The sequence below is a fragment of the Photobacterium sp. MCCC 1A19761 genome, assembly GCF_037389125.1.
Classification (GTDB): domain Bacteria; phylum Pseudomonadota; class Gammaproteobacteria; order Enterobacterales; family Vibrionaceae; genus Photobacterium.
Genome location: NZ_JAZGTF010000002.1, coordinates 192,845 through 216,440 on the forward strand (window position 1 = coordinate 192,845; position 23,596 = coordinate 216,440).

The window sequence follows — 23,596 nt, forward strand, 5'->3', positions numbered from 1 at the left end:
CTTCTGTTCGCCATCGGCCTCGTGCCACTGGCGACTGATGCGCAGGACATGGGTAATACCCCGACACCCGCCGTCGCCAGTGAAGCCCGGATCAAAGCGCTGTATGTGTATTACTTTACCAACTTTGTCCGCTGGCCCGAACAGCGTCATCCCAACCGGTTTTGCACCTACGGCAGCGACAAAGTGACCGCGACCTTACACCTATTGGTTGAACGCAAAAATCAACCTAACAAACAATACGATATCCAAACGCTCGATGATCTGGACAGCCTGTCGACACAATGTGACATCCTCTATCTCACGGCAGAGCGACTGGCTTATCTTCCAGCCGTGCCGCAAATCCGCGGGATCCTTACCGTCAGTGACAGTGACATATTCCTGCAAAAAGGGGGGATGATTGAACTCCGGGCCTACCAGCACCGCATCAAACCCGCCATTGCCCTGGATCATGTCAATCGCAGCGAGTTGACGATCAGCGCCCACTTGCTGCGGATTGCCCTGCTTCCTGCAGATGTGAAGACAGGAGGCCGGGGTGAGTAAGTTGATGCGACGACTCTCGCTAAGCCAGCGGCTCTCCATCCCGGTGATGAGTGTCATTATTCTGGTTTTTCTCTGTTTTCAATTCATCACCTATCAGAACTACCTCAACATTGAGCAGCAGAACCTGCTGACCCGGACCCGGATCCTGGCCAGTGGCGTCGGCATGAATCTCACTGCTGCCGTTCTGTTCAACGATCCTGTCGTCGGTAATGAAGTGCTCTCAGCCTTTAAAGCGGATCCGCTGGTGGCCTGGGTTCGCCTTGAGCGCCCGGATCATAGCGTGTTCGCCCGCTATGAGAATCCGGCAATCACCTTCGTCCCGCCGAGTCCCGAGCAGCAGCACCAGATTGCCAGCCAGGGCCACCACTTCGGGGATGATCTGCTCTATCTGATCGTGCCGGTGACCCTGGACAATGAGCCGATTGCCCACATGCATATTGCCGTCTCCCTGGAAACTCTCAAAGAAGTACGGCAGACCCATTTTCAGATCAGTTTTGCATTACTGCTGGTGATCTTTGCCATCAGTGCCTATGTGGTTAATCGGATTCAGTCCTGGGTAACGCAGCCCATCATCCAGCTCAACCACGCGATGACCAGTATCATCAAGAATGAAAATCCGGCACCGCTCCAGCCCCATACCTATGATGAGCTGGGCGAGTTGGTCAAATGTTTTAACAGCATGCAGGTCAAACTGAACGAACGGAATGCCAAGATCCGCGCAACCCTGCGCCAGTTGGGCGATGAAAAGGCTTTCGCTGACGATATTATCGAGACGGTGCAGCATGCACTGATTGTGGTCAATGCCCGGCAGCAAATCACCCTGGCTAATGAAGCCTGCGAGGGGGTTCTGGAACAGAAACCGGATCATCTTCTCGGGATGAAAATTGACGCAGCCATCCGGCCGGAAGCGCCGGACGCATTTCAAAGCAAGATGCAAGCCGTCCTCAACGGAGAACGCCAGTTTGATCATACCGTGGTGGTTGGCACCAACCCTCACGGAGACACCCGCTACTATCAGATTACCAGCCGCCCGTTGCATAAACGCCAGCAAACTCTATTTGCGATTGAGGATGTCACCAAACGCCAGCTGGCGCAACGACAGCGAAAAATGGCCGCCAAGGTCTTTGATAGCAGTCAGGATGCCATCATGATCCTCAGTGGCGCCGGCAAAATCCAGATGGTCAACCCGGCATTTACCCAATATTTAGGTTATGACGCCCGGGAAGTGATCGGCCGTCATTTCCATCGGTTCATCGATGTCGCGACCTTTGGTCGGATGGAGCAGCTGATTTTGCGCGAGCTGGCGCAAACCGGCCACTGGCAGGGGGAAATTAACCAGCGCTGTAAAGACGGCTCTTATATTCCGCTGCTGGTGCGGATCAATAACATCAAAGACAGCCACGACTTGCAGACCGTGCTGATCGCCTCCGACCTACGCTCAATGAAAGAGATGAAACGACTGGAACACCTGGCGACGCACGATCCACTGACCAACCTGGCCAACCGCAGCAAACTGTGTGAGGAAATCGATCACTTATTGATGGCGCAACAACAATCCCAGCAACTTTTCGCTGTGCTGTTTATCGATTTAGATGACTTCAAACAGATCAATGACAACTATGGTCACAATGCCGGGGATATGGTGCTGAAGATTATTGCCGAGCGTCTCAATCGTACCGTTCGTCGCAGCGATCTCGTTGCGCGGCTGGCAGGCGATGAATTCGTGACGGTAATTTATCCGGTGGGTCAGCAAGCGGATGTCGTGTTGACCAGCCAACGGATCCTGCGGCGGATCAGAGAGCCCATCAAGCTGGAGCAGGAAACGCAGGTGAACATGGGGGCCAGCATCGGTTGCTACTACGTTCATCCGGAACAGGGACTGACCGTTGAAGATATCCTACGACGGGCCGACAAAGCCATGTATGGCGCCAAGCTTTCCGGTAAAGGGCAGATTATTGAGTTCAATACCTACCACCCCGGCCCTCGAAGCGCCTAAGGAACGGCGCTGAACTGTTTGAGGGGATGCGGCCCTACCGCCGCACACCACCTGCTCCCGGCGGCCTTATGGACGGTGGGCGCACTGAAACGTGCCTTTCGAGCTGAACCACACCGCCTGAGTTTTCTTACGGCCAATCAGCAGCGGGCCATCATCAAAGAACAGAAAGTTTTTCCAATTCCGCTTGAACACACCCCACTTGGTTTCGATCACATTGTATTTCTCGTAACAGAAAAATACCGTGGTGTTGTCTTCCCAATCGATGAACTCTGCAATCGCTGCCGGCAGATCCGGTTCATCGCCATCCCAGTCGGCCTGCCAGTCCAGCGCTTCACTCCAGAGAGACGAATCACTCGGCCAATCCCCTTTGCCGAAATGATCAGCATCCGGGCTTTGTTTGCTGATGTGCTCGCGCCAAAGCTCTGCGGAGCGCGCCTGCGTCAATGGCTTAATCTGGGATAAATCTTCTGCCGCGACCGGCATGGAGGCGTGGGTAAAAATCCACTTGCGGGAATAGCTGTCTAACTCTAAGTAGTTCATGCTGCGACCTAACATTACAATGCCCGGGCAATGTACCTCAGTCGTCTGGATTGTTCCAGTGTTGCAGAAAAAGCTGTTGAAAATGAACTCAAGCTACGCAGGGAAAACGGCAGGTTGTTCGAGACAGGAGCCAGCTGAACGCTCAGCGATATCTGCGGGAACCGGCTCCGAAACAATGTAATTGCAATTATTTTTTGGCGTCCCAAAGATTACTGACCCAGCCGCCGATATTGGCATCATAATGACAGCCACTAAAGTGCTGTTCCAATTTCGGCGCTTGCCGGTGTCTTTCGTGCAACAGTTGAGAGATGTGGCAGGCCATCGGATCACCGTTTTCCAGCAACCGCTGTCGTGTTGCAACTTCCTTAATGACCCGCAGACGATATGCTGAATTCATTTTTTTCATCGGACCTCACCTCTCTGTCTATTAAACCCAGATAAAAATAGGAGCGAGTCGGAGGACCGTCAAATTTTCGCCATCAAACGGTCACAATTGCGGTCTACGTCGATAAACGCAAAGCGTTTACTTTCAGTGGGTTAACATAAGCATCGATGTCTGTTGCAACAACAAGAACGCTATTTTTCAGCTAAGTCCTTCATTGTTTTGAATTAATAATGAAAAAAAAGATTCATATTTTTATCTGGACCGCGGTCACATCCGGCAGGTTCAAGCTCCCGCTTTTTTGCGCAATCAGACACCCACTGCTAACGTTTAATGACGATATCTGTCGGCTGGAGGTCTGGTGAAATTACAGTTAGCCGTGCATACCTTACTGGGGTTGGGGATCGGTTTTTTGAGTACATCAGCACTGGCGCTCCCTGCGCAGCAATATCATCAGTGCACCAAGTCATTTACGTATGATTTGTTTCTGAGCAACCACCGGATTGGACATTACCAGCGAACCCTCAACTGGCAAGGGGATCAGGTTCAGATCCGCTCCTACAGCACGATTGATATTAAGGTGTCGAAAAGTCAGTTCCGGCAGAACAGCCAGGTATTCTGGTCTGAGCAGGAAAATGGCTTTTTAACCCACTCGTTTGAACGGCGCATTTCAGGCTTGATGGCCGGTCAGACCTCGGCCACATTCAGCGAGGATGGCCGACGCACGTCGCTGCAACGTGAAGGAGACACCCTGACTTTTACCAGCCAGGACATCCCGATCCGTGATGGCGATGCCGTCGGTAGTCAGATCCGGCTCAATCTGCTCAACGGAAAACAATCTTTCGATTTCAAGCTGCAGGGTAACGATGACGTTGACCGGTATTACTTTGAAGTGAAAGGACAGGAATACATCAACACCAACTTCGGTCGCCTGAAAGCATTCCGGGTCGAGCAGGTACGCAAACCGGATCGCCAGCTGGTGATGTGGTTTGCGCCGGAGGTGGACTATCAACTGGTGAAAGCCACCTACGAGCGCCGTTTGTTGAATCTTAAAGCCATGCTGCTACGCCAGGATATTCAATGTCCGGAGACAACGGCCGCTGTGCAATCTGCTGCCAGTATGCAATCAACTGCCACGATTCAATCCACTGCCACGACGCAATCAACGCCCTCAATTCCATAAGGTTGCCAATGTTGCCATGACATCAGGCTGCATCGGCTCGCTGCCCTTTATTTCATGCGGACTTTTCCGCCAATCATTTTGAATGCCGGGGTGCCGCGCACCAAAGTGTCGCGTGCGAACACCGCCTCACAGTTCGGGCAAACACCTGCTTGGGTGGTATAGTCCCGGCTGATCCTTTCCTTGAAACATTTCACCAACGCGCCCTTGCCACCCTTGCGGTATTTAAACAGGATGGCCTGACAGGCGGCACAATAAATCTCGACGGTTTGGGTCGGCCCTTTCTTATTTGGTTTTGCCATATTGCAGCCCGTCAGTTAAGGGCGGGCCGTCGCGACCAGTTGGTCAATCAGACTTAAATGCGCCGCTTCAACCCCGGCCAGATTGCCGTATTTCGGCTGGTGGCGATCATTTTCCAACGGATGGTGCCAGCCTTGAGTGGTGTCGACAAATGCACGGGCAAACGACTCTGAAATCGATAAACAACCCGCCAGCACAGTGTCGACATAGGTTTGCATAATCGGTTGAACCGGGCATGGCGGCGCCGAATTTTCACGCACATAGACCCAGATCGGATCGTCGCTGAGCGTAACCTCCTGCTCGGGATGAACTGCACTCGGGTCCAGCGCGATGCGGCGATAGCCCTTCTCCCGGCGGTCAAACTCCGGCAAAAAGCCGTCATGGACACGGACCAGCACGCCATTACAACGTCCTTCGCCCGGTTCGCATACCAACGGCGCAATGGTGTAGCTGCCGTCAACTTTACCCCAACGCCGGTGCAAGCCGTCGACAACCACCGGCACGGCTTCGCCAGTCTGCCCCGTCAACAACCGCGAATGACGATTGATCAGGCTGCCGTAACCGAAAATATACATACTGTCTCCCCCACTGTCCCCAAATCAACACTACATCGGCAAGCCGAAAAACTGTGAAAAGTCCTGCCATTCTTTACGTAAGGTCGCCCAGTCTCCCCGGACAAACTGAACCGCAGTACCTGGCCTTGCCTGGGCCAACCTTGGCATATCCATCCGGGCAATACAACCCAGCTTAGGATATCCACCTAGTGTCTGGCGGTCATTCAACAAAATAATCGGTTGTCCATTCGGCGGGATCTGAATCGCGCCATACGCGATGGCCTCAGAGATGATGCCGTCAATCTCCGCCTGAATTGCCGGCCCTTCCAGACGGCATCCCATGCGATCAGATTGCTGGCTGATCTGATATGCACTGGCATAAAAACGTTGCTTGGCCTGCTCAGAAAAATAATCGCACTGATACGACTCCATCACCCGCAAATGAACCGGATCGGTATAGTCCGGTATATAGCGCGGCGCCGCCTGTTTCGACTGAAACGCATGACGATTGATTTCACCGTGCGTCACGGGGAGCACATCCCCTTCGGCCAGTGCAGTCCCGGCCTTCAGGCCACCGAGCTGATTGCGGGGCACCGCCGAAGCACTGCCCAGCACCCGGGGGATATCAAACCCTCCTTTGACCGCCAAATAGGCCCTAAGCCCGTCCCGGGCATAGCCGAATTTCAGCACTTGTCCCTGATGCACTACAAAACTCTGCCAGGGGAGCTGCCGCTGGCCATCCACCGTGACGGCCATGTCCGCGCCGGTGATTGCACAAATCAGATCATCTTGTGCCCGAAAACTGGCTTGCCCCAAGGTGACTTCCAGCTGCGGGCGCTCCATTGCGTTGCCGACCAGATAATTGGCCCAGCAAAACGCATGCAGATCCACCGGACCTCCCTGGCTTAATCCGAGCTCTGCAACGCCCAACCGGCCGGTATCCTGAATTAAGGTCAGCATCCCCGGATGCAGGACTTCTAATGCGGCCATAATCCCCCTCCCAGTTGTAAAAAGTGCTCCCGGTCGATTGGCTCAAACCTGACCTTGTCACCAACTTCAAACGGGGTCATGGGCTCACGATCCGGCGAGAACAGCGGCAGCGGGCAATTCCCGATGATCTGCCACCCGCCGGGCGAATCAGCCGGATACACGGCCGTCTGCGCATTGGCAATCCCGACACTCCCGGCCGGTACTTTCAACCTGGGCTCTGCATGGCGAGGGGTCGCAATCGCCGGATCAACGGAGGCCAGAAAGGCAAAGCCGGGCGCAAACCCAATCGCACACACGGTATAGAACTGCTGGCTGTGCAGGGCAATCACTTCCTCAACACTTTTATCATGTGCCTTCGCCACACCTGCTAAATCCGGCCCCGTGTCCGGATGATAATAAACCGGTAACGTAATGAGCTTGCCAGCCTGGGATTCATTCTCCGAAGCAGGCTGGTTCAGCACCGATTGATACTGAAACATCGCCTGCTCCAGCACCGCATAGGTGGTTTTGCGCGGATGAAACTGGATAAACAGGGAGGTGTAGGAAGGGATCACTTCAATCAGCGCATCGGAAAAGTCTGCTTTCACCAACCGGGCCAGTCTGCCAACCTGCTCGGTGAGGCGCGTATCAATGTGACTTCCTAAATAAACGATGAATGCGGTTTCGGACACGGGGGCAACACGCATCATGGGTTGAGTACCTGATGCAACCGGGCAATCATGGCCACGGATTCATCGTTATCGCCGTGGACACAGACGGTATCAGCCTGCAACGCCAGTCTGTTGCCCGTAATGGTGGTCACCTCACCCATGGCCAGTTCACGGATTTGCTGTTCAATCCGGGCCGGATCCCGGTGAACAGCGCCAGGCTCACTGCGAGGCACCAGATTGCCATCATCACGATACGCCCGATCCGCAAACCCTTCGAACAGCAGCTCCACTGCATAGCGGCGGGCTAGTTCCTGATAAATATCATTATCTGAGCGAGCCTGGATCATCAGCTTTACCGGCTCGGCCGCCCGCATCGGAGCAAACTGGTTCAGACCGGCGACAGCTCTGAGCATGGCTTCGAAAATGGCTTCGCTGGCCATCATATCGTGATAGAGCGCACCGTGCGGTTTGATATACCGCACATGCCCCCCCTGCAATCGGCAAATTGCATCCAGCGCACCGGCCTGATAAGCCACCAGCTGCGTGATCGACTCCGGTGGATGCGGAATACTGCGACGACCAAAACCGGGCTTATCGTCATAACCAGGATGAGCACCAATTTCGACACCGTGAGCTAGCGCTGAAGCCACCGTTTCGGCCATCACATCCGGATCCGACGCATGGAAGCCACAGGCAATATTGGCCATATCAATCCACGACATCACTGCATGGTCGTTTCCCATTTGCCAAATGCCGTAACTCTCACCCATATCACAGTTCAGTTTCATTGCGATTCCCTGCAAGCTTCTATTTCACTGATTACTTTAACTTTATACACAAACCACAGGTGGATCAATGTGTGCATTTTGCACGCCGCCGGCCCTGATGAACCTCATAGAAACCAACCACTAATGCTCACCCGCCCATTAATGAACGCTTGCGTTTCATAATTGGGTTGCATATATTTTCACCATAACTATCAATAAGCGAGCATCTTGATGACCACCTCTTCCCAAACCGTCCAGGCCGGCCGACCGGTGGATCAGCAGAAAACCCAGCAGATCTTCGATGCGATCGACGCCATCCTCGCCACAGATGGCATTGCCCGACTCTCCATCGAACGGATTGCCAGTATTGCTCAGGTTTCCAAAGTGACGCTGTACCGGCGCTTTACCAACCTGGAAGGCATCATCAGCGCGTATGTTGAAAGTTTTACCCAAACCGCACTCAAGTCGGCCTTGACCAGCATCAGGCCCGAAGAGCCAATTAGCCTGGAGCAAGGGCTGAACAACTTGGGGGTCCAACTCATGACCCTAATCAGCCAGCCGCGTGTGATCGCTTTTGATAACGCCATCGCCGCAGCCGGATCGCAAATGGCCGGACTGAAAGATCAGTTGTATCGCCACGGCCCGCAACGCGCCGTGGCGGCGATCTGCCAGGTACTGGAGCAGGGTAAAGTTCATTCGCCGACGTTCGAACTTGCTCAGCTGGCCGATATGCTGTTTCAACTGTGGAAAAGTGATTTCTATGATGAGCTCCGCTTCACCGGCACCATGCCGCTGGCGCCCGCTCAACTCGAACAGCACGTCGCTCTCAGAACCCATTTTTTTCTCACCCACTTCTCAAACCAGGAGACACAATGACCGACATTCAACCTCGCGTCCTAGTGGCCGGTGCCACCGGCTACCTGGGACGCCATCTGGTCACACAGCTTCTCAGCCGGGGAGCTCCTCTCCTGGCCTTAGCCAGAGACCCACACCGGCTCAAGGAGCTGGGATTGGCAGACCCGCAAATTCGAATCGCCCAGGTCACGGAGCCGGCGTCACTGGCTGGATGTTGCGACGATATCGATGTGGTGATCTCTTGCGTCGGGATCACCCGACAACGCGACGGTCTGGGATATATGGATGTGGATTATCAGGCCAACCTGAACCTGTTACGTGAAGCCGAAAAAGCCGGCGTCAAACGCTTCATCTACATCTCTGCCTTTAATGCACCCAATTTTCAAACCGTTCGATTGTTACGTGCCAAAGAGCGCTTTGCCAGACAACTGCTGACCTCGACAATCCCCGAGCCATGTGTCATCCGTCCAAATGGTTTCTTCTCTGATATGACTGAGTTTTACAAGATGGCCAAGCAGGGACGGATCTACCTTTTCGGCAGCGGCTCCCAGCAGCTAAACCCGATTCATGGCGATGATTTAGCGACGTTTTGCCTGGAAGCCATCCATACGAATGACCGGGAGCTTGATGTCGGCGGCCCGGAGATCCTTACGCACCGTCAAGTTGCTCAGATTGCCTTTAACACTGTCAAGCAACCCACAAACATAACTTATCTACCGAACTGGCTTAGCAAGCTATTGCTATTTTTGTCACGCAATCTGCCAGAGAAACATACCGGAGTTGTTGAATTTTTCCTCACGGCATCCGCGCAAGATATGATCGCGCCGGCCTACGGAGAGCGGACACTCGCACAATATTTTCAAACACTGAACAGCGTAGAGCGCCAGCTGTGATTCAGTAAAGACAGGGTACGATGGATTCACCAACCTGCCGCCGAGCAGGGACTTATGCAAACACAACGTCAGGGATCATGACATGGAAAACAAGAAGAACCCCGTCCCCATCGTGGGCCTCCCCTTGCTTACAACCTTACTCTTAACTGCATGTGGCGGCGGTGGCGGCGACAGCACCCCACGAACCCAACCCGACCCCCTCCCTTCTGCCTTTAACCTCCAGGAGATTACGGCAGTTACAACGCAAAAAGGGAATATCCACTTTGCATGGCAAGCCGCCGAGCGGGCCGAGTACTACCAACTGTGTATCGCGGATACGGCCAATGACAGCAGTTGTTCCGAGGTCGCAACAACTGATCAGACAGAACTCACCTTATCTGCCCGGGCAGTCAAGGCGATACAAGGCCATCCCTATTTCATTCGAGCTGTGAATACATCGGGCGTGACGGACTCAAACCGGATGTCTCTCCCAGTTTCCGAACTCGTCAAAATAACCAGCGCATTCGAGCCCACCGTGGTTCAGAAAAACTCTGTCTATGCTGAGAGCGTGACGATGAGCGCCGACGGCACGACGCTGGCAGTCGCAGCACCGTTTGAAGATAAAGGCACCGGTCGATTTTTTGATCAGCAGATGGGCGCGGTGTATGTGTATCAACGGGATGACGAAGGCAATTGGCAAGAGCCGGTCCGCATTACCGCCAGTAACGGCGATGGCGCCGACTGGTTCGGCGTCAGTATCAGCTTCTCTGATAACGGGAAAACGCTCGCTGTCGGAGCCAGCGGGGAAAGCTCAACAAGCGTGGATGACCCGACTATCAATGCGACTGACGGTGTCGGTGCCGTCTATATCTTCGAACAATCTGGGTTTGGTACTTGGCAGGAAACAGCCTACCTCAAGAGCGAGTCCAGCCTGGATACATTTGATTTCTTTGGTCACCAGGTCAAACTCAGCGGTAACGGCAAAGTTCTGGCCATCACAGCCACCGGCCATGATGCCGCGACAACAGACGAGCCGATAGATAATGGAAAAACAAATTCGGGCGGCCTGTATTTGTTTGAGCGTCAGCCAAACGGCAACTGGGCTGAAAAACAGTATCTGAAAGGCTCCTACATCAGAAGTGAAGAAGGTTACGGTTATAGTCTCGCTATCGACTATTCCGGCTCGCAAGTCGCTGTTGGAATGCCCTACTTCCGTGACTACCGATATGGCCATGTCTCGACTTACAGCCGAAATGCACAGGGCATCTGGCAGTTATCGGCATCGCTTCTCGGCGAAGCAGAGCCGGTGGCAGAATTTGGCTCAGAAGTCGACATCGATGGTAGTGGAAGAACTCTGGTTGTTTCGATGCCCGGTAGGAAAGAACATAATGTTGGGAAGGTTTATGTTTATCACCGTGATGATGAGAACACTTGGCAACTTACCACGGAAATTGCCAGCCCGGAAATGAATAAAGCGAATGATTTCGGTCAGTATGGATTAAGCCTGAGCCAAAACGGACGCGTGTTGGCCGTCGGCGCAACCGCTTCTCAAGAAAGCCTGCCGGACCAGCCTGACATCCCACTCGAAAATGTTGGTGCCGTGCATATCTATACCCTGGATGCGCAACAAAACTGGCAATTTGGCCTGACGCTCAAAGCAAATGAGATCGAGGAAAATGCATTTTTTGGCCATACTGTGGATCTCAATGAAGATGGCACCACCATTGTGGTCGGGGCAAGTGGGTATCGATTCACAACCCCGATGGATGCAAAAGATCTGTCGACACAGTTGAACAGTCGCGTCGTGGTGTATTAATTACGCGGGGTAAACTGAGGCAATATCGCGGTCATAAAATGGTGCCATAAAGAAAAACGGCTTACAGGACAAGCCTGTAAGCCGTTGTTAAAATGGTGCCCCGGGCCGGACTTGAACCGGCACAACGCGAACGTCGAGGGATTTTAAATCCCTTGTGTCTACCAATTTCACCACCAGGGCACACAATTCTGTTTTGATTGTTATTCAATCGTCCGATACCGCAAAACTGCCATATCGTTTAATCTGTATCGACATCCAAAGCTCCCCTTCTTAAGGAAACCTGGTGAAACCTCAACTGTGATGAGCTTGCGCTCAACCTGCCGGGCTTGTCGAAATGGAGGCGCGTCCCGGAGTCGAACCGAGGTCCACGGATTTGCAATCCGCTGCATAGCCACTCTGCCAACGCGCCTTTTCATCACAACACTTCCTGAACTGAAGTGTTTCAACCGGTTACCGGGTGACCCCGCTGCGGTATGGGCTGCATTCTACGGATTGGCTCAACTGAGTCAATAAGAAAATTGAAACGTCTCGGCCAAGTGTCTGTTTTGCGGTCAAACCAAGCCGAAACCTCTGATTTTTTATGCGATGGGCTCGTCCGGCAGCGACTTCTCTATAGCAGTGAAGCAGTTGATACATCTGGTATCCATCCACCCGTTTGACAAACCTGAGTCAAATCGATCCCGAATGCGCAAACTATATGATGAAACTATACATGGCTGCGATATTTATCCGGGATCACGGTGAAATACGCTGCTTATCGATGTTGATAGTGATAGCAATAAAAACGCCGCGAATTGCGGCGTTTGAACACAAATCTATGGTTTACCCCTGGGTCAAAGCCACGGCTTCACGCACCAAACGCCCGATTTCCTCCCACTGCCCCTGTTCAATCAACGTCGGGGCCACCATCCAGGTGCCGCCGCAGCAGGCAACCCGATCGACCGCCAGATACTCACTCACATTGGATTTGCTGATCCCGCCGGTCGGCATCAGTGAAATATCAACATAAGGGGCAAGCAGCGCCTTCACCATAGCGACTCCACCAGAGGCCTCCGCAGGAAAAAACTTGAGGAAAGTCAGCCCTAATTCCAGCGCTTGTTCAATCTGGCTGGGGTTATTCACCCCCGGAATGACCGGCATATTGTTCGACTGGCAGTAACGCACCGTATTCGGATTCAGGCCCGGTGCCACCACAAACTCTGCGCCGGCGGCTTTGGCACGATCTACTTGCTCAGCCGTCAGTACGGTCCCCGCGCCAATACACATTTCAGGGTATGCGTCACGCATCAGCCGAATCGCTTCCGCTGCGGCTTCGGTCCGGAACGTCACTTCCGCAACCGGTAATCCATTCTCAACGAGTGTTTTCGCCAAAGGGACGGCCTGCTCTACGCTATTGATTTGAATCACGGGGATCACTTTAAAAGAGGCCAGTTGATCGATCAGGGCTTGGGACATGAACACGTTTCTCCTTACAAAATGTCTTCCATCGCCTCCGGTGGAATAATGGCTCCCGGATGTTGAATCACGATGGCGGCCAATTCGTGGCCTAACTCTGCCGCCATTGTAGCGCTTCCACCACTGAAACGGCCAGCCAGATATCCTGCCGCGAACGCATCCCCCACCGCACTGGGGTCCGTTGTGTCATCAAGGACTTTGGCCGCCACTTCGCTTCGCACGGCGTTTCCCGAACGCATCTCGGTATACACCAAACAAGGCTGGCTGCCCCGGGTCACCACCACTTCGTCACAGCCAAAAGCGGGATAGCGGTACAGCACATCACAATCGCCCCAAATCCGCCGATCATCTTCTTCACTGACAATCACCAGATCCGCATAAGGCAGCGCCTGCTGATACCAGTACTGCGCTTGCTTGGCCGTCCACAGCTGCGGCCGGAAGTTATTATCAAATACCACACGGCCACCATTGGCTTTCATTTGTTCCAGCAACGTCACCAGGATCGCTTTGGCTTCTTCCGCCAAAATAGCCAGGCTAACCCCGCTGATACACAAAATGTCCAACTGCCGGTGCTGAATGGCTTCCTCTAGCGGGCTAAGCGCCGTGGCAAAGTAAAACTTCGCCGCGCTGTCATTACGCCAGTAATGAAAATGGCGCTCACCGCTGGGTTCGGTTTCAACCAGATACAATCCCGGCAACTTATGTTCCAGCCGACGGACCATGGCGGTATCAATGTGCTCTTCCTGCCAGGCCGTGAGCATATCGGAACTGATATGATCGGTTCCCAACGCCGTGGCATAACTGACGGACAACTGGCGTGAGCGCCCCAACCGGGCCAGATAGAGTGCCGTGTTGAGCGTGTCGCCGCCAAAGGTTCGACGCAGCGGCTGCCCGCTCAGTTCCACCATACATTCACCAAAAAATGCAATTTTCACGCGGCTTCCCCATTTCGAAACCAGTGCTTCTACAAGCGTAATCCATGACACGCGCTCCGTTTTGCCACAACGCCCTGCATTTTCAGAAGTTTCAGCAATATATTCCGGACTTGAAATCAGAAGGATTATCTAATTCTGAACGGCGTTTTTATCCTAGTTTTAAGACAAAATACTCAACGCTAAGATCTGCAATGACTGCCTGCTTCCCTGCCTGCAAATCCGGAAGCCCAAGTAAGAATGCATTTTCACCCGGTCGGGAGATTACAGCACCGCGAAGAAACGGTATGATTCCGCCCTCAGAAAGACAAACAAGACGTGCTACAGCGCAAAATAACCGCATCAAACAAGCACGCGATTGATTCTTATAAGCCCCAAAGGAGAAAATTATGGTTGTTATGGATTTCGTCAACGCTTTCCTGTTTAGTCTGGCCGTGTTGCTGACCGGTTTGGCCGGCGGCTGCCTGTTCAGCCTGGTGACGCTGAAAGCAAATGAAGTCGAAAGTCTGGTTGAAAAACGAATTGAGTATGGGATGTTCGCCACAGCCTGTATCGTGTTCACGGGCCTGATTATCGGCATATTGAGCTGACAATTCCGCCCTCGCCGGTACTACCAGCCCGACCCAAAGGCGGGGAATCTATCCGCTTCACCCGCCTTCGCCTTCGCCATCGTCACCGTCTTCACATGATCACTTCCAGATCACCTCCGGTTATCAGCAGCAAAGTATGATGATCGGAAACAAAACGGATTGATTTGAAACTAAGCACGTTATTCAAAAAAAAGCATCGCTACATTCAAACGCCTTTAAATTTGCAGCATCGTCGCACTAGGCCTGATACAGCTCCAGCGGTAGCCCGTCCGGATCCTGAAAGAAGGTAAAGCGTTTGCCGGTGTATTCATCCACCCGAACGGGCTCGACGGCGATGCCGTGCGCGCACAGATGTTCGACTGCCGCTTCCACGGACGTCACCACAAACGCCAGATGCCGCAAACCGCACGCTTCAGGATAACTCGGCCGTTGCGGTGGTTCGGGAAACGAAAACAGCTCCAGTTGACTGCCGTCCGGCAGTTGCAAATCTAACTTGTAGGAATCCCGCTTAGCGCGATAGTGCTCGGCGAGCACCTTCAATCCAAGCACTTGGGTATAAAACGTTTTCGAGCGCGTGTAGTCACTGCAAATTATCGCTGCATGGTGAATGCCGTTGAGCATGGGTTTTCTCGTTACTGCTTTGAAAACTGCATTTACGCATAAGACAGCGACCGCTATCAAGCAATGGATACCTTCGACATATTACCGATCCGCTGCAAAGCAACCCGATAAAATTCATCGGCTTGTTTCACTTCCGCGGCTGTTGGCCGGGTATCGTTCTGATAAACCCAATGGCATGAGTAAATCACGGCTTCCACTTCTTTCGGGGTTAAAAACGATGGGGTTGCCAGTGCTGTCAGCTCAAGGATCAGAAAACACAGCCGGTAATGAAACGGCACCATATGGAACGCCCGGTAGGCATCCTCGATCGCTTCGGTCGCCCGATTGTTCTTACGTTTCTCAAATGCCTGTTCGACCAGTTTATTTCCCCGAGTGAGACGCTGGTTAATTTCAGCGTGACAGGCTTCCAGTAACTTCACCTGACTTTGGATCAAGGCATCGTCATCACTTAAAGCGCACAACTCCCTTGCCATTTGCATGGTTTGTTCGTATTTATCCGGCATGCCGCAAAAACCATAGAGCCTGGCAACATTCAACACCGTGTAGTAATCCGTCAACGGCTTATTGAGGGAATTCACTTTATTGACAATGGTAAAACAGTTTTCGATATCCCCGTGCAGACAGGCGAAGATCGCCACGCCCACCAGCGCACTGATTTCGCTCTCATAACGCTCTTCATCCGCTTCCCCGACAATGCGCTGTTCGTGGATATTGTGACGGGCTTCCTTGACCAGCTCGGTGTGCTCTGCAACATCTTCGGTGTAAATACTGGCCAACATCAGTGATACCGAAATATTCAGGTTCACCCCATAACTGAAACGGCTGGTACCCGACACTTTCGACGTGTATCGCTGGTAGCCAATCGCCGCATTTTTATGCTGCTGGAGCGCCGCGTATAAATTGGCAATGATCAACTCGCGCAATGGGTTGGCCGAGTTGACTTTATGCAGGATGTTAAACTGCTCCAAGGCTTCAGGCACCCGATCGGACACCATCAAACACCCGGCCAGATGCTTGCGGGCCAGTGGCTGTTTGGGGTATTTGTTCAGGATCTCCTGAAACACCGATTCCGCTTCTTTTAATTGGCCCAACTCTTTCAACGCCTGGCCATACCCAACTCTCGGCCAGAGATGGTCAGTTTTTTGGCACGCCTCTTCGTAAAACTTCTTGGCTTCCAGGTGCCGCTCTGAGCGCAACAAACAGTCACCATTAATCCGGTCGATATACCCGGCATAATCGGGGTAGCTAATTTTATATCGTTTACAAAGACCAATCGCCGTTTGATATTCCTTATTATCAATAGCGAGCAGAAGCGGATAAAGGGCTGATTTTCTCTCGGCAACCCTTTCAATACGTTCATAAAATTTCGCAGCAGAAAAAGGCTTAATTAAATAATCATCCGGTTCTAATTCAATAAAATGGGAAACTACCTGCTGAGTATTATCACCGGTGACACAAATAAACACCCCATCGCTCGGCAGTAACTGACGGCGTTTGGCTTCGTCAAAAATCAACCCACCGTCAATATTATGCCGCATATTGTAGTCACAAATGACGACATCATAGGTATGAGACACCATCATCCGAATCGCTTTTAAACTATCGGTTGTACTCTCAATAAAATCATTGGTGATCCCAAACGAATTCAGCATCGACCGCATCAGAGAAATTGCGGTATTACAGTCATCGATGAGTAAAAACTTTTTCCCTTTAAGCACTTACAGCCTCCCTAGCCAGCCCGGTAATCCCAGATCGCCCCGCCCGCCACTGTAAAATATTCAGCTCAACTGACAATCAAGCCAACAGCGATTGCATCCTTGCGCTGTGTTTTTAAGTTGAAAGATTTATATTGGATGCTCCTTACCATTTCTAGCATTAATTTCAGTGTAGGGAAACTGCGACATTTATGCATATAAAAAAAGATTATTTATCATCAGGCGATAAATAATCTTTATCTCTATTCAAAGCTTGCAACGGGTTCATGTTGTTGAAGATTTCGAATCGTCGAGCAAGAAATACCTGCGAACTCGACCCACTATCTTCCTCAATCAAACCGCAAAAGCGGACGTGCTGTGCTTCAGCTGTTCCGACATCTTGCTGAGAGATTCAGCGGCAACATAAGTCCGTTCAGCACGATCAGCATTTTCCTTCGCACTGTCGTTGATTTCCACCACACCGCGATTAATTTCCATTGTGGTGATGTTTTGCTGCTCTGCAGCCGTCGCAATCTGATTATTCATCTCTTCAATCACGGTGATCGCATTGGAAATGATTTCAACCGCTCCCCGGACGTCCTCTGCCAAATGCGCTGTTTCCGCCGCAAACTGGGCATTTTGATTAATATGCTGCAGCGATCCTTTGGTCTCCTGCTGCAGGTTGACAATCAACGACTGAATTTCCTCGGTACTGTCCTGCGTCCGGCTGGCCAGCTCCCGGACTTCATCCGCAACCACAGCAAATCCGCGCCCGGCTTCCCCGGCCCGGGCAGCTTCAATAGCCGCATTCAAAGCCAGCAAGTTGGTTTGCTCAGCTATGCCACGAATCACATCGAGGATCCCCCCAATCGCGTCACTTTGCTGCTCCAATCCCCGCATTCGAGCGCTGATCTGCTCCATCGATTGCGCCAGATTCTGAACCTGAGTGGTCATGGTGCCAATCCGATCCATTCCTTGCTGCGACGCGCCACTCGCCTCTTTCGCCGCATCTGCTGCCTGAACCGTATTCCGGGCAACATCTTCCACCGTCGTCGACATCTCATTCATCGCGGTCGCCGTCTGCTCCAGCGCCAAGGTCTGCTGTGCCGTACCGGCCCGCATATCTGTCGCGCTGGCGGTCAAACTTTGTGACGCATGATTGAGCCCATCCGTCAGGGTCAACAGTTCACTGACCAGATCACGCAGACTGCCTCTCATCTGCAAGACATGCTTGTAGATGCCCCTGGCATCCTGCACCGACTCACCTTGCTCACGAAGCTGACCAGAAGACACTTGCTGAACCAGGGTCGCGATATCGTCCGGCTCTCCGCCCAGCATTTCCAACAGCTTTTTCGTCATCCACAATGCACCGGCTGCCAGCACCACCGTGAGCACGACCTGCACGATCAACAACACCCGTTGCGTCGCGGAAGCCTCGGCCTCCACCGTGGCGACATCAGACGCCGTCCGCGTCAGAACCGCTTGCGAAAGCTGATCAACCGCGCGCCGAATCACGGCCAGTTCACGAAAATAATTGGCATCATAAAGCACCCGGGTCGCGAACTGATTGACGGTTTCACCCGTTTGAGGGATTGCCGGACCGAGTTGTAACCGCCCGGATTGCACCGACTGCATCGCCTGCTCTTCGAGCTTGACCAGCGTATCGGACTGGCTCAGCGCCTGTTGGTAGAACGCCATTTCCGTCCGGTTGATCCCGTTTGCCTGCATCAAGGCTTGCTGCGAGATGGTCGCGCCGGGTGAAATGGACAACGATTCCGGACGGGGAGTCTGGCCGTTTCGCCAATCGACTATTGATCGATATGCCGCCAGAAACTGCGGCTCCCCCGTTACCGCATAACTTCGGGACAGTCGGGTCAAATCTTCCGATGACTGGATAAATTCCTGAATGATTTGCTCTTGTCGTTCTTTTTGTGAAAATACTTCTCCTTGTTTTTCAATGAGTTTTTTCTGCCAGAAGACCCCACCCACTAATATCGCCTGATTCAGACATATCCCGCCGAGGAATAGAATGATTGCAGTTTTGACTTTCATAGTTCATCCCTAAATCATTTCCGCTCTTCATAGACGCTTGCCTACCGAATAAAACACTTCCGGTAAAATCAAAATTAAATCAAAATTTCACCCCGACTCCGCATATTTCATCGCACAAAAACGGCAGCCGATACTCATATAGACAGAGTGTATTCCAAGTATATATACAATATTGAAAGATACCGGGTTAATTCATTCGTGATTTATAAAGAGATCGGCACACTTTCATTTCACGCCTCATACACCAGCGGCTTTGAGGGTACTTTCCGCCTCAGCTGATCTTCATGAGAGCAGAACCGGGGAACAGCAGAACGTCAGGACACATCTACTATGTCAGGAAGCACCTAGCATGTCAGGAAGCACCTGGCATGTCAGGAAGCACCTGGCATGTCAGGAAGCATCGAGCGTGTCATGAAGCATCGAGGCGTCAGAAACCATCGCGGGCGCAAGGAAACTCTGGGAGCGTTAGAATGAGCGAGGGAAAAGGAAGTCGGCCCCATCCGGTCTTACGTGTTTGCCAATATGGATAATAAGACGTGGTTATTATTACAAAAAGTGAATATACGAATGACGAACAAATAAACTTTTGAAATTTATATCAGATTCATTTAACCGATGTTATTTCAATACTTGGTGTAATCACTTGTAATAGGCATTCATTCCAATCGATATTAAAATTAAATATTTTTTCAAATTTACGACACTGCACATTCAGTGACACATTGACGGGTCTCCTTTTACAGCTCTCTATAATCACTGTCTTTCTCCAATCAATCCAGTTCAGGCGTGACCTGAAAGTCCAGTTAAAGAAAAAGCCCCGAGACTCGCTCGGGGCATTCGATTTCTTCCGATCACATGCGTCCATACAACATGGAACGCATGCGGACGGTTTATGTTTTACATCTGCGAGAACACGTTCATGATCACGCCGCCGGTGATGATCAAGCCCATCGCCAGCATGGCCGGGAAGTCAGGCTTCTGCTTGTACAGGATCATCGAGAAAATCGTGACACCAATAATACCGAAGCCACACCAGAGCGAGTAAGCAATCCCGACCGGGATATAACCCATCGCCTTGGTCAGCGCGAAGTAGCACAAGCTGTAAGCACAGATGACCAATGCCGACATCGCAGGGTTACGGAAGTTATTGGTTTTCTTGATATATGAAGTACCTGTGATCTCAGAGCAAATTGACAGTGCCAGCCACAAAAATCCTACGTTAAACATGATATCTCTCCTTACCCTTTCGCTTCTTCAGTATTCAGTTCGACTGGTGCTTCGCTTTCTTCTTCACCCATTTTGGAGAACAGGTTCATGATGATGATCCCGCTGGCAATGATCAGCATGCCGATCATCGCAGCCAGGTCCGGATGCTGACCATAGAACACCATACCCAGCGTCGAGACCAACAGGATGCCGGTGCCCGACCAGGTTGCGTAAGCAAGACCGACCGGCAGGTATTTCACCGCTTGAGACAGCGAGTAGTAACACACCACGTACAGCAACACGATCACCGCCAGCAACGCTGTTTTGGTAAAACCTTCACTGGTGTCGAACATTTTCAGGGTTGAGGTGGCTGAGGTTTCAGAGGCAATGACCAACGCCATCCAGAGCCATTTTTTTACAGATTCAGACATAAATACTCCTAAAGTTTGCTTTCAATTTTTTGTTTACGAATCAGATAAAGCGTGAGTTAACCTGCTGAGCCTTCACATACTCCTGAGCCAGATCGGTTAACCGGTCCTGCTCCGACAATGCGGAAATCCCCTGCGCCATCACTTCCGAAAGGGTAATGAAGCGCGGCGATGCCGACTCTGCCGGTGCACTTGCGTTTGTTGTGCTTGCGTTTGTTACTGTTACGTTTGTTGAAATGGCTTGGCAGCCCGGCTCCCGAAGCTCAGCGTCAAATACATCAATAGAACCAAGCGTCATCCCCAGTGCCTGAACCGTCTGGCATTGCGCTGCCAGCCTTGCGGTCATGGCCGGGTTATTGGCCAGTCCCTTCAGTTGGTTCAGCTCGCTGTCCAACCGGCACTGATAGTCCAGTGCCGCCGTCGGTATTCCTTTCATCAGAGCGGTTTGCACCAATACGGCGCTTGGTGTTGCAAACAGGCCGGTGGCGATCTCGGCCAGCGTTGCCGGGTCGAGAAACGGCAACCACACCGTCTCGAAACCGGACAGAAACTGCGCCGGATCGCTGCCGTCCCAAGAAAGGATCTCCCCCACTTCCTGCCACTGAACCGCTGAATGTGCGGCAGCCGCAGAAGGTGGGATGTAGATAGCGAATCGGCGCTGCGAACACTGCTGAAGACGCGCAATGATCAGGGACTGATAGTCCGCATCACCACCCAGCACAATCAGGGTGCGAGGCTGCATGCCCGCGAGTACGCGTTTCACCAGGGCTTCAATCTGTTGCTCGTTCATTCCTACCTCTCTTCACTCAGCCACTGTTGGCGAGCTTATCTGGCCGGTTGATCTATCTCGCCAGATAAACGTCTTCCCCGGAGCGGAGCCCTGCCGCATTGGCTTCGTCGGTGTCGATATGGAACTCGAGCGCGTACGAAGCACTGACTCGGACAACCACCTGCTCGAACACCAGCCCGCAACCGCCACCGGCGCGCACTTTCACCCGCTGGCCATTTTCGACCTGAAACCGCGCGGCATCCTGCGGGCTCATGTGGATATGGCGCTGGGCACAAATCACTTTCGAATCAAGGTGGCAGTAGCCAGCCGTGCCGACCAGCAAGGCATCTGCCGAGCCTGTCAGATCGCCCGATTCACGAACCGGTGCCTTGATACCCAGGGTGTAGCAGTCAGCTTTCGAGACCTCGAGCTGGGTTTCTGCCCGCGCCGGACCCAGCACACGGACCCGCTGAATCGAGCCCTTCGGTCCGACGATGGTGACGCATTCCTTGGCCGCAAACTGGCCCGGCTGCTTGAGCGCCTTGATAGGCGTGAGCTGATACCCCTCCCCGAACAGCGCCTCGATATCGGGCTGGCTCAGGTGAACATGGCGATTGGAGACCCCGGTCGGAATACCAAGGTCCGACACGGCATCGAACATGGCCGAGCTCAATATCGCGGCTTCCTCGCGGCAGCTCGGCGGCAGTTTCTGCTCAATCTGTGCCATTAACGTTGCGCTAATCATTGGCGTGTTCCTTGTCTGCGGGTTCGGGTAGAACGTTTCGCGGCAGGTTTATCGCCCGATGTACGAGTCGCGCTGCCACTCTGCACGGCTGTTGCCTCATGGTTTGTTGCTACCGGTTTTTCTTCGGCCTTGTTCGCGGCCACTTTGACTTCAACTACGTCGGCGTCAGCGTGGTCTGCTTTGGCTTGGTCGGCTTTTACTTCATCAACGTCGACAGGCTTTGCTTCTGGCTTTGCTTCTGGCTTTGTCTCTGCCTCTTTGGCCGCTTCAGAAACTGCCTTGTTTGTTGGTTCAGCACCGTCTGACCTCGCCGTCTCTGCTGCAGAGTCCACCTCAGGAGCGGCTTCGGTGACAAGGTCTGGCTGAGGGCATACCTCATTTTCCAGCATCGCCAGCACACTCTCGTCCGGACGGGCAATCACCAGTGATGCCACGACGTCTTTCGTCGCCTCAACACCGTTTTCAACCGCCGCCGATATGGCACTAATCTCGCCGTGAAACATCACGGACACCAACCCTGAACCAATTTTCTTGTAACCCACCAGATTGACGGCTGCCGATTTGCAGGCCGCATCAGCAGCCTGAATGGCAGATGTCAGACCCCGGGTTTCTATGACGCCCAAACTGGTCATCATCATTTCCTCCTTAATGTCGAACCAAGCGGATATCGAAATCGAACTGGGTAAAGAAGGCGCTCAGCTGATCCAGCTCATCGTCGCTATAGCCAAGGTCTTGTTTGATTGGGTAAATCATGTCGAGTTTGTCGTACTTGGTTTTGCCAAACTGGTGGTATGGCAGCACGTCGATGCGCTGGATATTGCCGCGCTTGGCAAGTTCCATGACATAGCTGAATGCCCCGGTGATCGCGTCGTAAGAATCGTTGTAACCCCGGATCAAAGGCATCCGGATCACGATGTTGGCGCCCATATCGACCAGATACTCGAGGTTGCGTTTTACCCCTTCGTTCCCGATCCCGAGCAACTGACGGTGCTGGTTGGTATCAATCTGCTTGATATCAAACAGGAACAGATCCGTGCATGTCGCCAGTTTCTGGTAGTTCTCCAGAGAAGTGGTGCCCTGAGTTTCAATCGCGGTGTTGATCATCTGCTTTTTGCATTCGGTCAGCAGGGCCGTGGCGAAATCCGCCTGCAGGCTCAGCTCACCGCCGCCCAAAGTCACCCCACCGCCGGAAGACATATAGAAGTCGTAGTCCTGCATGATGATTTCCATCAGCTCGGAGACCGTAACATCTTTACCCATCACATCCAGCGCATCGCCCATGCACACTTCTTCACACTTCCGGCAGCCAATGCAGTCCACCGTCCGGTTGATCTTGTGAACGGGCTTACCGTCTGCCCCGGTGCTCATCAGGTGCACCCCGGCAGGACAGACCTCGGCACATTTGCCGCAGGCGACACATTTGTCCTGGCTGAACATCACCTGGAACTTGCTGCTCAGCCCCTCGGGGTTGGCGCACCAGTCGCATTTCAGGTTGCATCCCTTGAAGAAAATCAGCGTCCGGATCCCGTCACCGTCATAAATGGAATATTTCTGGATATTGAATATCCGCCCGGTCAGCTCGGTGTCTTTGCTCACTTGTGTTATCCCAGTCATTGTTTTTTCTCCTCACTTCGCTCGCGCTTAGTGGCTTTAATCAGGGGC

25 protein-coding genes and 2 tRNA genes are annotated in these 23,596 nt (G+C 52.7%); 7 read left to right on the forward strand and 20 right to left on the reverse strand.

The genetic code is table 11. The features are described 5' to 3' along the window. Positions 1-48 precede the first annotated feature (48 nt). Complete coding sequence (locus tag VV869_RS03535) at positions 49-540, forward strand: YfiR family protein (protein ID WP_337733610.1); 492 nt, start codon at positions 49-51, stop codon at positions 538-540. Beyond that, positions 533-2,536, forward strand: coding sequence for a diguanylate cyclase domain-containing protein (locus tag VV869_RS03540; protein ID WP_337733611.1), 2,004 nt, complete (start codon positions 533-535; stop codon positions 2,534-2,536). The genes VV869_RS03535 and VV869_RS03540 overlap by 8 nt, the downstream gene beginning before the upstream one ends. A gap of 66 nt (positions 2,537-2,602) precedes the next feature. Here the strand turns inward: VV869_RS03540 and VV869_RS03545 are convergent, their stop codons facing one another. Together VV869_RS03545 and VV869_RS03550 are read right to left on the reverse strand one after the other, a co-directional pair. Next, positions 2,603-3,076 carry a DUF2947 domain-containing protein gene (locus VV869_RS03545; protein WP_337733612.1) on the reverse strand — a complete coding sequence of 158 codons (474 nt, stop codon included), beginning with the start codon at positions 3,074-3,076 and terminating at the stop codon, positions 2,603-2,605. Between the two features lie 187 nt (positions 3,077-3,263). After that, positions 3,264-3,482: a hypothetical protein gene (locus VV869_RS03550; RefSeq protein WP_337733613.1), complete on the reverse strand. Its 219-nt coding sequence runs from the start codon at positions 3,480-3,482 to the stop codon at positions 3,264-3,266. 337 nt (positions 3,483-3,819) lie between these two features. Between VV869_RS03550 and VV869_RS03555 the strand changes: the two genes are divergently transcribed. Next, positions 3,820-4,641 (forward strand): DUF3108 domain-containing protein, encoded by an 822-nt coding sequence (locus VV869_RS03555; RefSeq protein ID WP_337733614.1) that lies wholly within the window; start codon positions 3,820-3,822, stop codon positions 4,639-4,641. Positions 4,642-4,688: 47 nt separating this feature from the next. On the opposite strand, the gene VV869_RS03560 is transcribed toward VV869_RS03555, so the two are convergent. The 5 genes from VV869_RS03560 to VV869_RS03580 are packed head-to-tail and all read right to left on the reverse strand — an operon-like array spanning position 4,689 to position 7,920. After that, positions 4,689-4,940: a hypothetical protein gene (locus VV869_RS03560; RefSeq protein WP_337733615.1), complete on the reverse strand. Its 252-nt coding sequence runs from the start codon at positions 4,938-4,940 to the stop codon at positions 4,689-4,691. A 15-nt stretch (positions 4,941-4,955) separates the two neighbouring features. Then, the gene (locus VV869_RS03565; protein ID WP_337733616.1) at positions 4,956-5,513 is read right to left on the reverse strand and encodes a gamma-glutamylcyclotransferase family protein; all 558 of its coding nucleotides are present in this window, start codon (positions 5,511-5,513) and stop codon (positions 4,956-4,958) included. A gap of 30 nt (positions 5,514-5,543) precedes the next feature. Then, a complete protein-coding gene (locus tag VV869_RS03570) occupies positions 5,544-6,482 on the reverse strand; it encodes a biotin-dependent carboxyltransferase family protein (protein WP_337733617.1) in 939 nt (312 codons plus the stop codon). Beyond that, complete coding sequence (gene pxpB / locus VV869_RS03575) at positions 6,470-7,171, reverse strand: 5-oxoprolinase subunit PxpB (protein WP_337733618.1); 702 nt, start codon at positions 7,169-7,171, stop codon at positions 6,470-6,472. Before pxpB ends, VV869_RS03570 begins: the two co-directional genes overlap by 13 nt. Beyond that, positions 7,168-7,920, reverse strand: coding sequence for a 5-oxoprolinase subunit PxpA (locus VV869_RS03580; protein WP_337733619.1), 753 nt, complete (start codon positions 7,918-7,920; stop codon positions 7,168-7,170). The genes pxpB and VV869_RS03580 overlap by 4 nt, the downstream gene beginning before the upstream one ends. A gap of 210 nt (positions 7,921-8,130) precedes the next feature. On the opposite strand from VV869_RS03580, the gene VV869_RS03585 reads away from it, so the two are divergent. The 3 genes from VV869_RS03585 to VV869_RS03595 all read left to right on the forward strand — a co-directional run bounded on the left by VV869_RS03585 (position 8,131) and on the right by VV869_RS03595 (position 11,442). Next, positions 8,131-8,775: a TetR/AcrR family transcriptional regulator gene (locus VV869_RS03585; protein ID WP_337733620.1), complete on the forward strand. Its 645-nt coding sequence runs from the start codon at positions 8,131-8,133 to the stop codon at positions 8,773-8,775. Further along, positions 8,772-9,647: an SDR family oxidoreductase gene (locus tag VV869_RS03590; RefSeq protein WP_337733621.1), complete on the forward strand. Its 876-nt coding sequence runs from the start codon at positions 8,772-8,774 to the stop codon at positions 9,645-9,647. Before VV869_RS03585 ends, VV869_RS03590 begins: the two co-directional genes overlap by 4 nt. A gap of 82 nt (positions 9,648-9,729) precedes the next feature. Further along, positions 9,730-11,442: an FG-GAP repeat protein gene (locus VV869_RS03595; protein ID WP_337733622.1), complete on the forward strand. Its 1,713-nt coding sequence runs from the start codon at positions 9,730-9,732 to the stop codon at positions 11,440-11,442. 93 nt (positions 11,443-11,535) lie between these two features. Here the strand turns inward: VV869_RS03595 and VV869_RS03600 are convergent. From VV869_RS03600 to VV869_RS03615, 4 genes are all read right to left on the reverse strand, one after another. Then, a tRNA-Leu gene (locus VV869_RS03600) sits at positions 11,536-11,622 on the reverse strand. A 155-nt stretch (positions 11,623-11,777) separates the two neighbouring features. Beyond that, a tRNA-Cys gene (locus tag VV869_RS03605) sits at positions 11,778-11,851 on the reverse strand. Positions 11,852-12,264: 413 nt separating this feature from the next. After that, complete coding sequence (locus VV869_RS03610; protein ID WP_337733623.1) at positions 12,265-12,897, reverse strand: bifunctional 4-hydroxy-2-oxoglutarate aldolase/2-dehydro-3-deoxy-phosphogluconate aldolase; 633 nt, start codon at positions 12,895-12,897, stop codon at positions 12,265-12,267. 14 nt (positions 12,898-12,911) lie between these two features. Beyond that, on the reverse strand, positions 12,912-13,832 hold the full coding sequence (locus VV869_RS03615; RefSeq protein ID WP_337733624.1) for a sugar kinase: 921 nt from the start codon (positions 13,830-13,832) through the stop codon (positions 12,912-12,914). A gap of 386 nt (positions 13,833-14,218) precedes the next feature. On the opposite strand from VV869_RS03615, the gene VV869_RS03620 reads away from it, so the two are divergent. Beyond that, a complete protein-coding gene (locus tag VV869_RS03620) occupies positions 14,219-14,419 on the forward strand; it encodes a hypothetical protein (protein ID WP_261600262.1) in 201 nt (66 codons plus the stop codon). Positions 14,420-14,656: 237 nt separating this feature from the next. On the opposite strand, the gene gloA2 is transcribed toward VV869_RS03620, so the two are convergent. From gloA2 to cutD, 9 genes are all read right to left on the reverse strand, one after another. After that, on the reverse strand, positions 14,657-15,040 hold the full coding sequence (gene gloA2, locus VV869_RS03625; protein ID WP_337733625.1) for an SMU1112c/YaeR family gloxylase I-like metalloprotein: 384 nt from the start codon (positions 15,038-15,040) through the stop codon (positions 14,657-14,659). 56 nt (positions 15,041-15,096) lie between these two features. After that, positions 15,097-16,758, reverse strand: coding sequence for a response regulator (locus tag VV869_RS03630; RefSeq protein ID WP_337733626.1), 1,662 nt, complete (start codon positions 16,756-16,758; stop codon positions 15,097-15,099). 330 nt (positions 16,759-17,088) lie between these two features. Next, on the reverse strand, positions 17,089-18,786 hold the full coding sequence (locus VV869_RS03635) for a methyl-accepting chemotaxis protein (protein WP_337733627.1): 1,698 nt from the start codon (positions 18,784-18,786) through the stop codon (positions 17,089-17,091). 897 nt (positions 18,787-19,683) lie between these two features. Further along, the gene (locus tag VV869_RS03640; RefSeq protein ID WP_337733628.1) at positions 19,684-20,013 is read right to left on the reverse strand and encodes a DMT family transporter; all 330 of its coding nucleotides are present in this window, start codon (positions 20,011-20,013) and stop codon (positions 19,684-19,686) included. 11 nt (positions 20,014-20,024) lie between these two features. Continuing rightward, positions 20,025-20,423: a DMT family transporter gene (locus VV869_RS03645; protein ID WP_337733629.1), complete on the reverse strand. Its 399-nt coding sequence runs from the start codon at positions 20,421-20,423 to the stop codon at positions 20,025-20,027. Positions 20,424-20,463: 40 nt separating this feature from the next. Further along, a complete protein-coding gene (locus VV869_RS03650; RefSeq protein WP_337733630.1) occupies positions 20,464-21,210 on the reverse strand; it encodes a hypothetical protein in 747 nt (248 codons plus the stop codon). 52 nt (positions 21,211-21,262) lie between these two features. Then, on the reverse strand, positions 21,263-21,934 hold the full coding sequence (locus VV869_RS03655; protein WP_337733631.1) for a phosphate propanoyltransferase: 672 nt from the start codon (positions 21,932-21,934) through the stop codon (positions 21,263-21,265). Next, the gene (locus VV869_RS24420) at positions 21,931-22,572 is read right to left on the reverse strand and encodes a BMC domain-containing protein (protein WP_443147287.1); all 642 of its coding nucleotides are present in this window, start codon (positions 22,570-22,572) and stop codon (positions 21,931-21,933) included. Before VV869_RS24420 ends, VV869_RS03655 begins: the two co-directional genes overlap by 4 nt. A gap of 7 nt (positions 22,573-22,579) precedes the next feature. Next, a complete protein-coding gene (gene cutD, locus VV869_RS03665; protein ID WP_337733632.1) occupies positions 22,580-23,548 on the reverse strand; it encodes a choline TMA-lyase-activating enzyme in 969 nt (322 codons plus the stop codon). Positions 23,549-23,596: the final 48 nt, after the last annotated feature.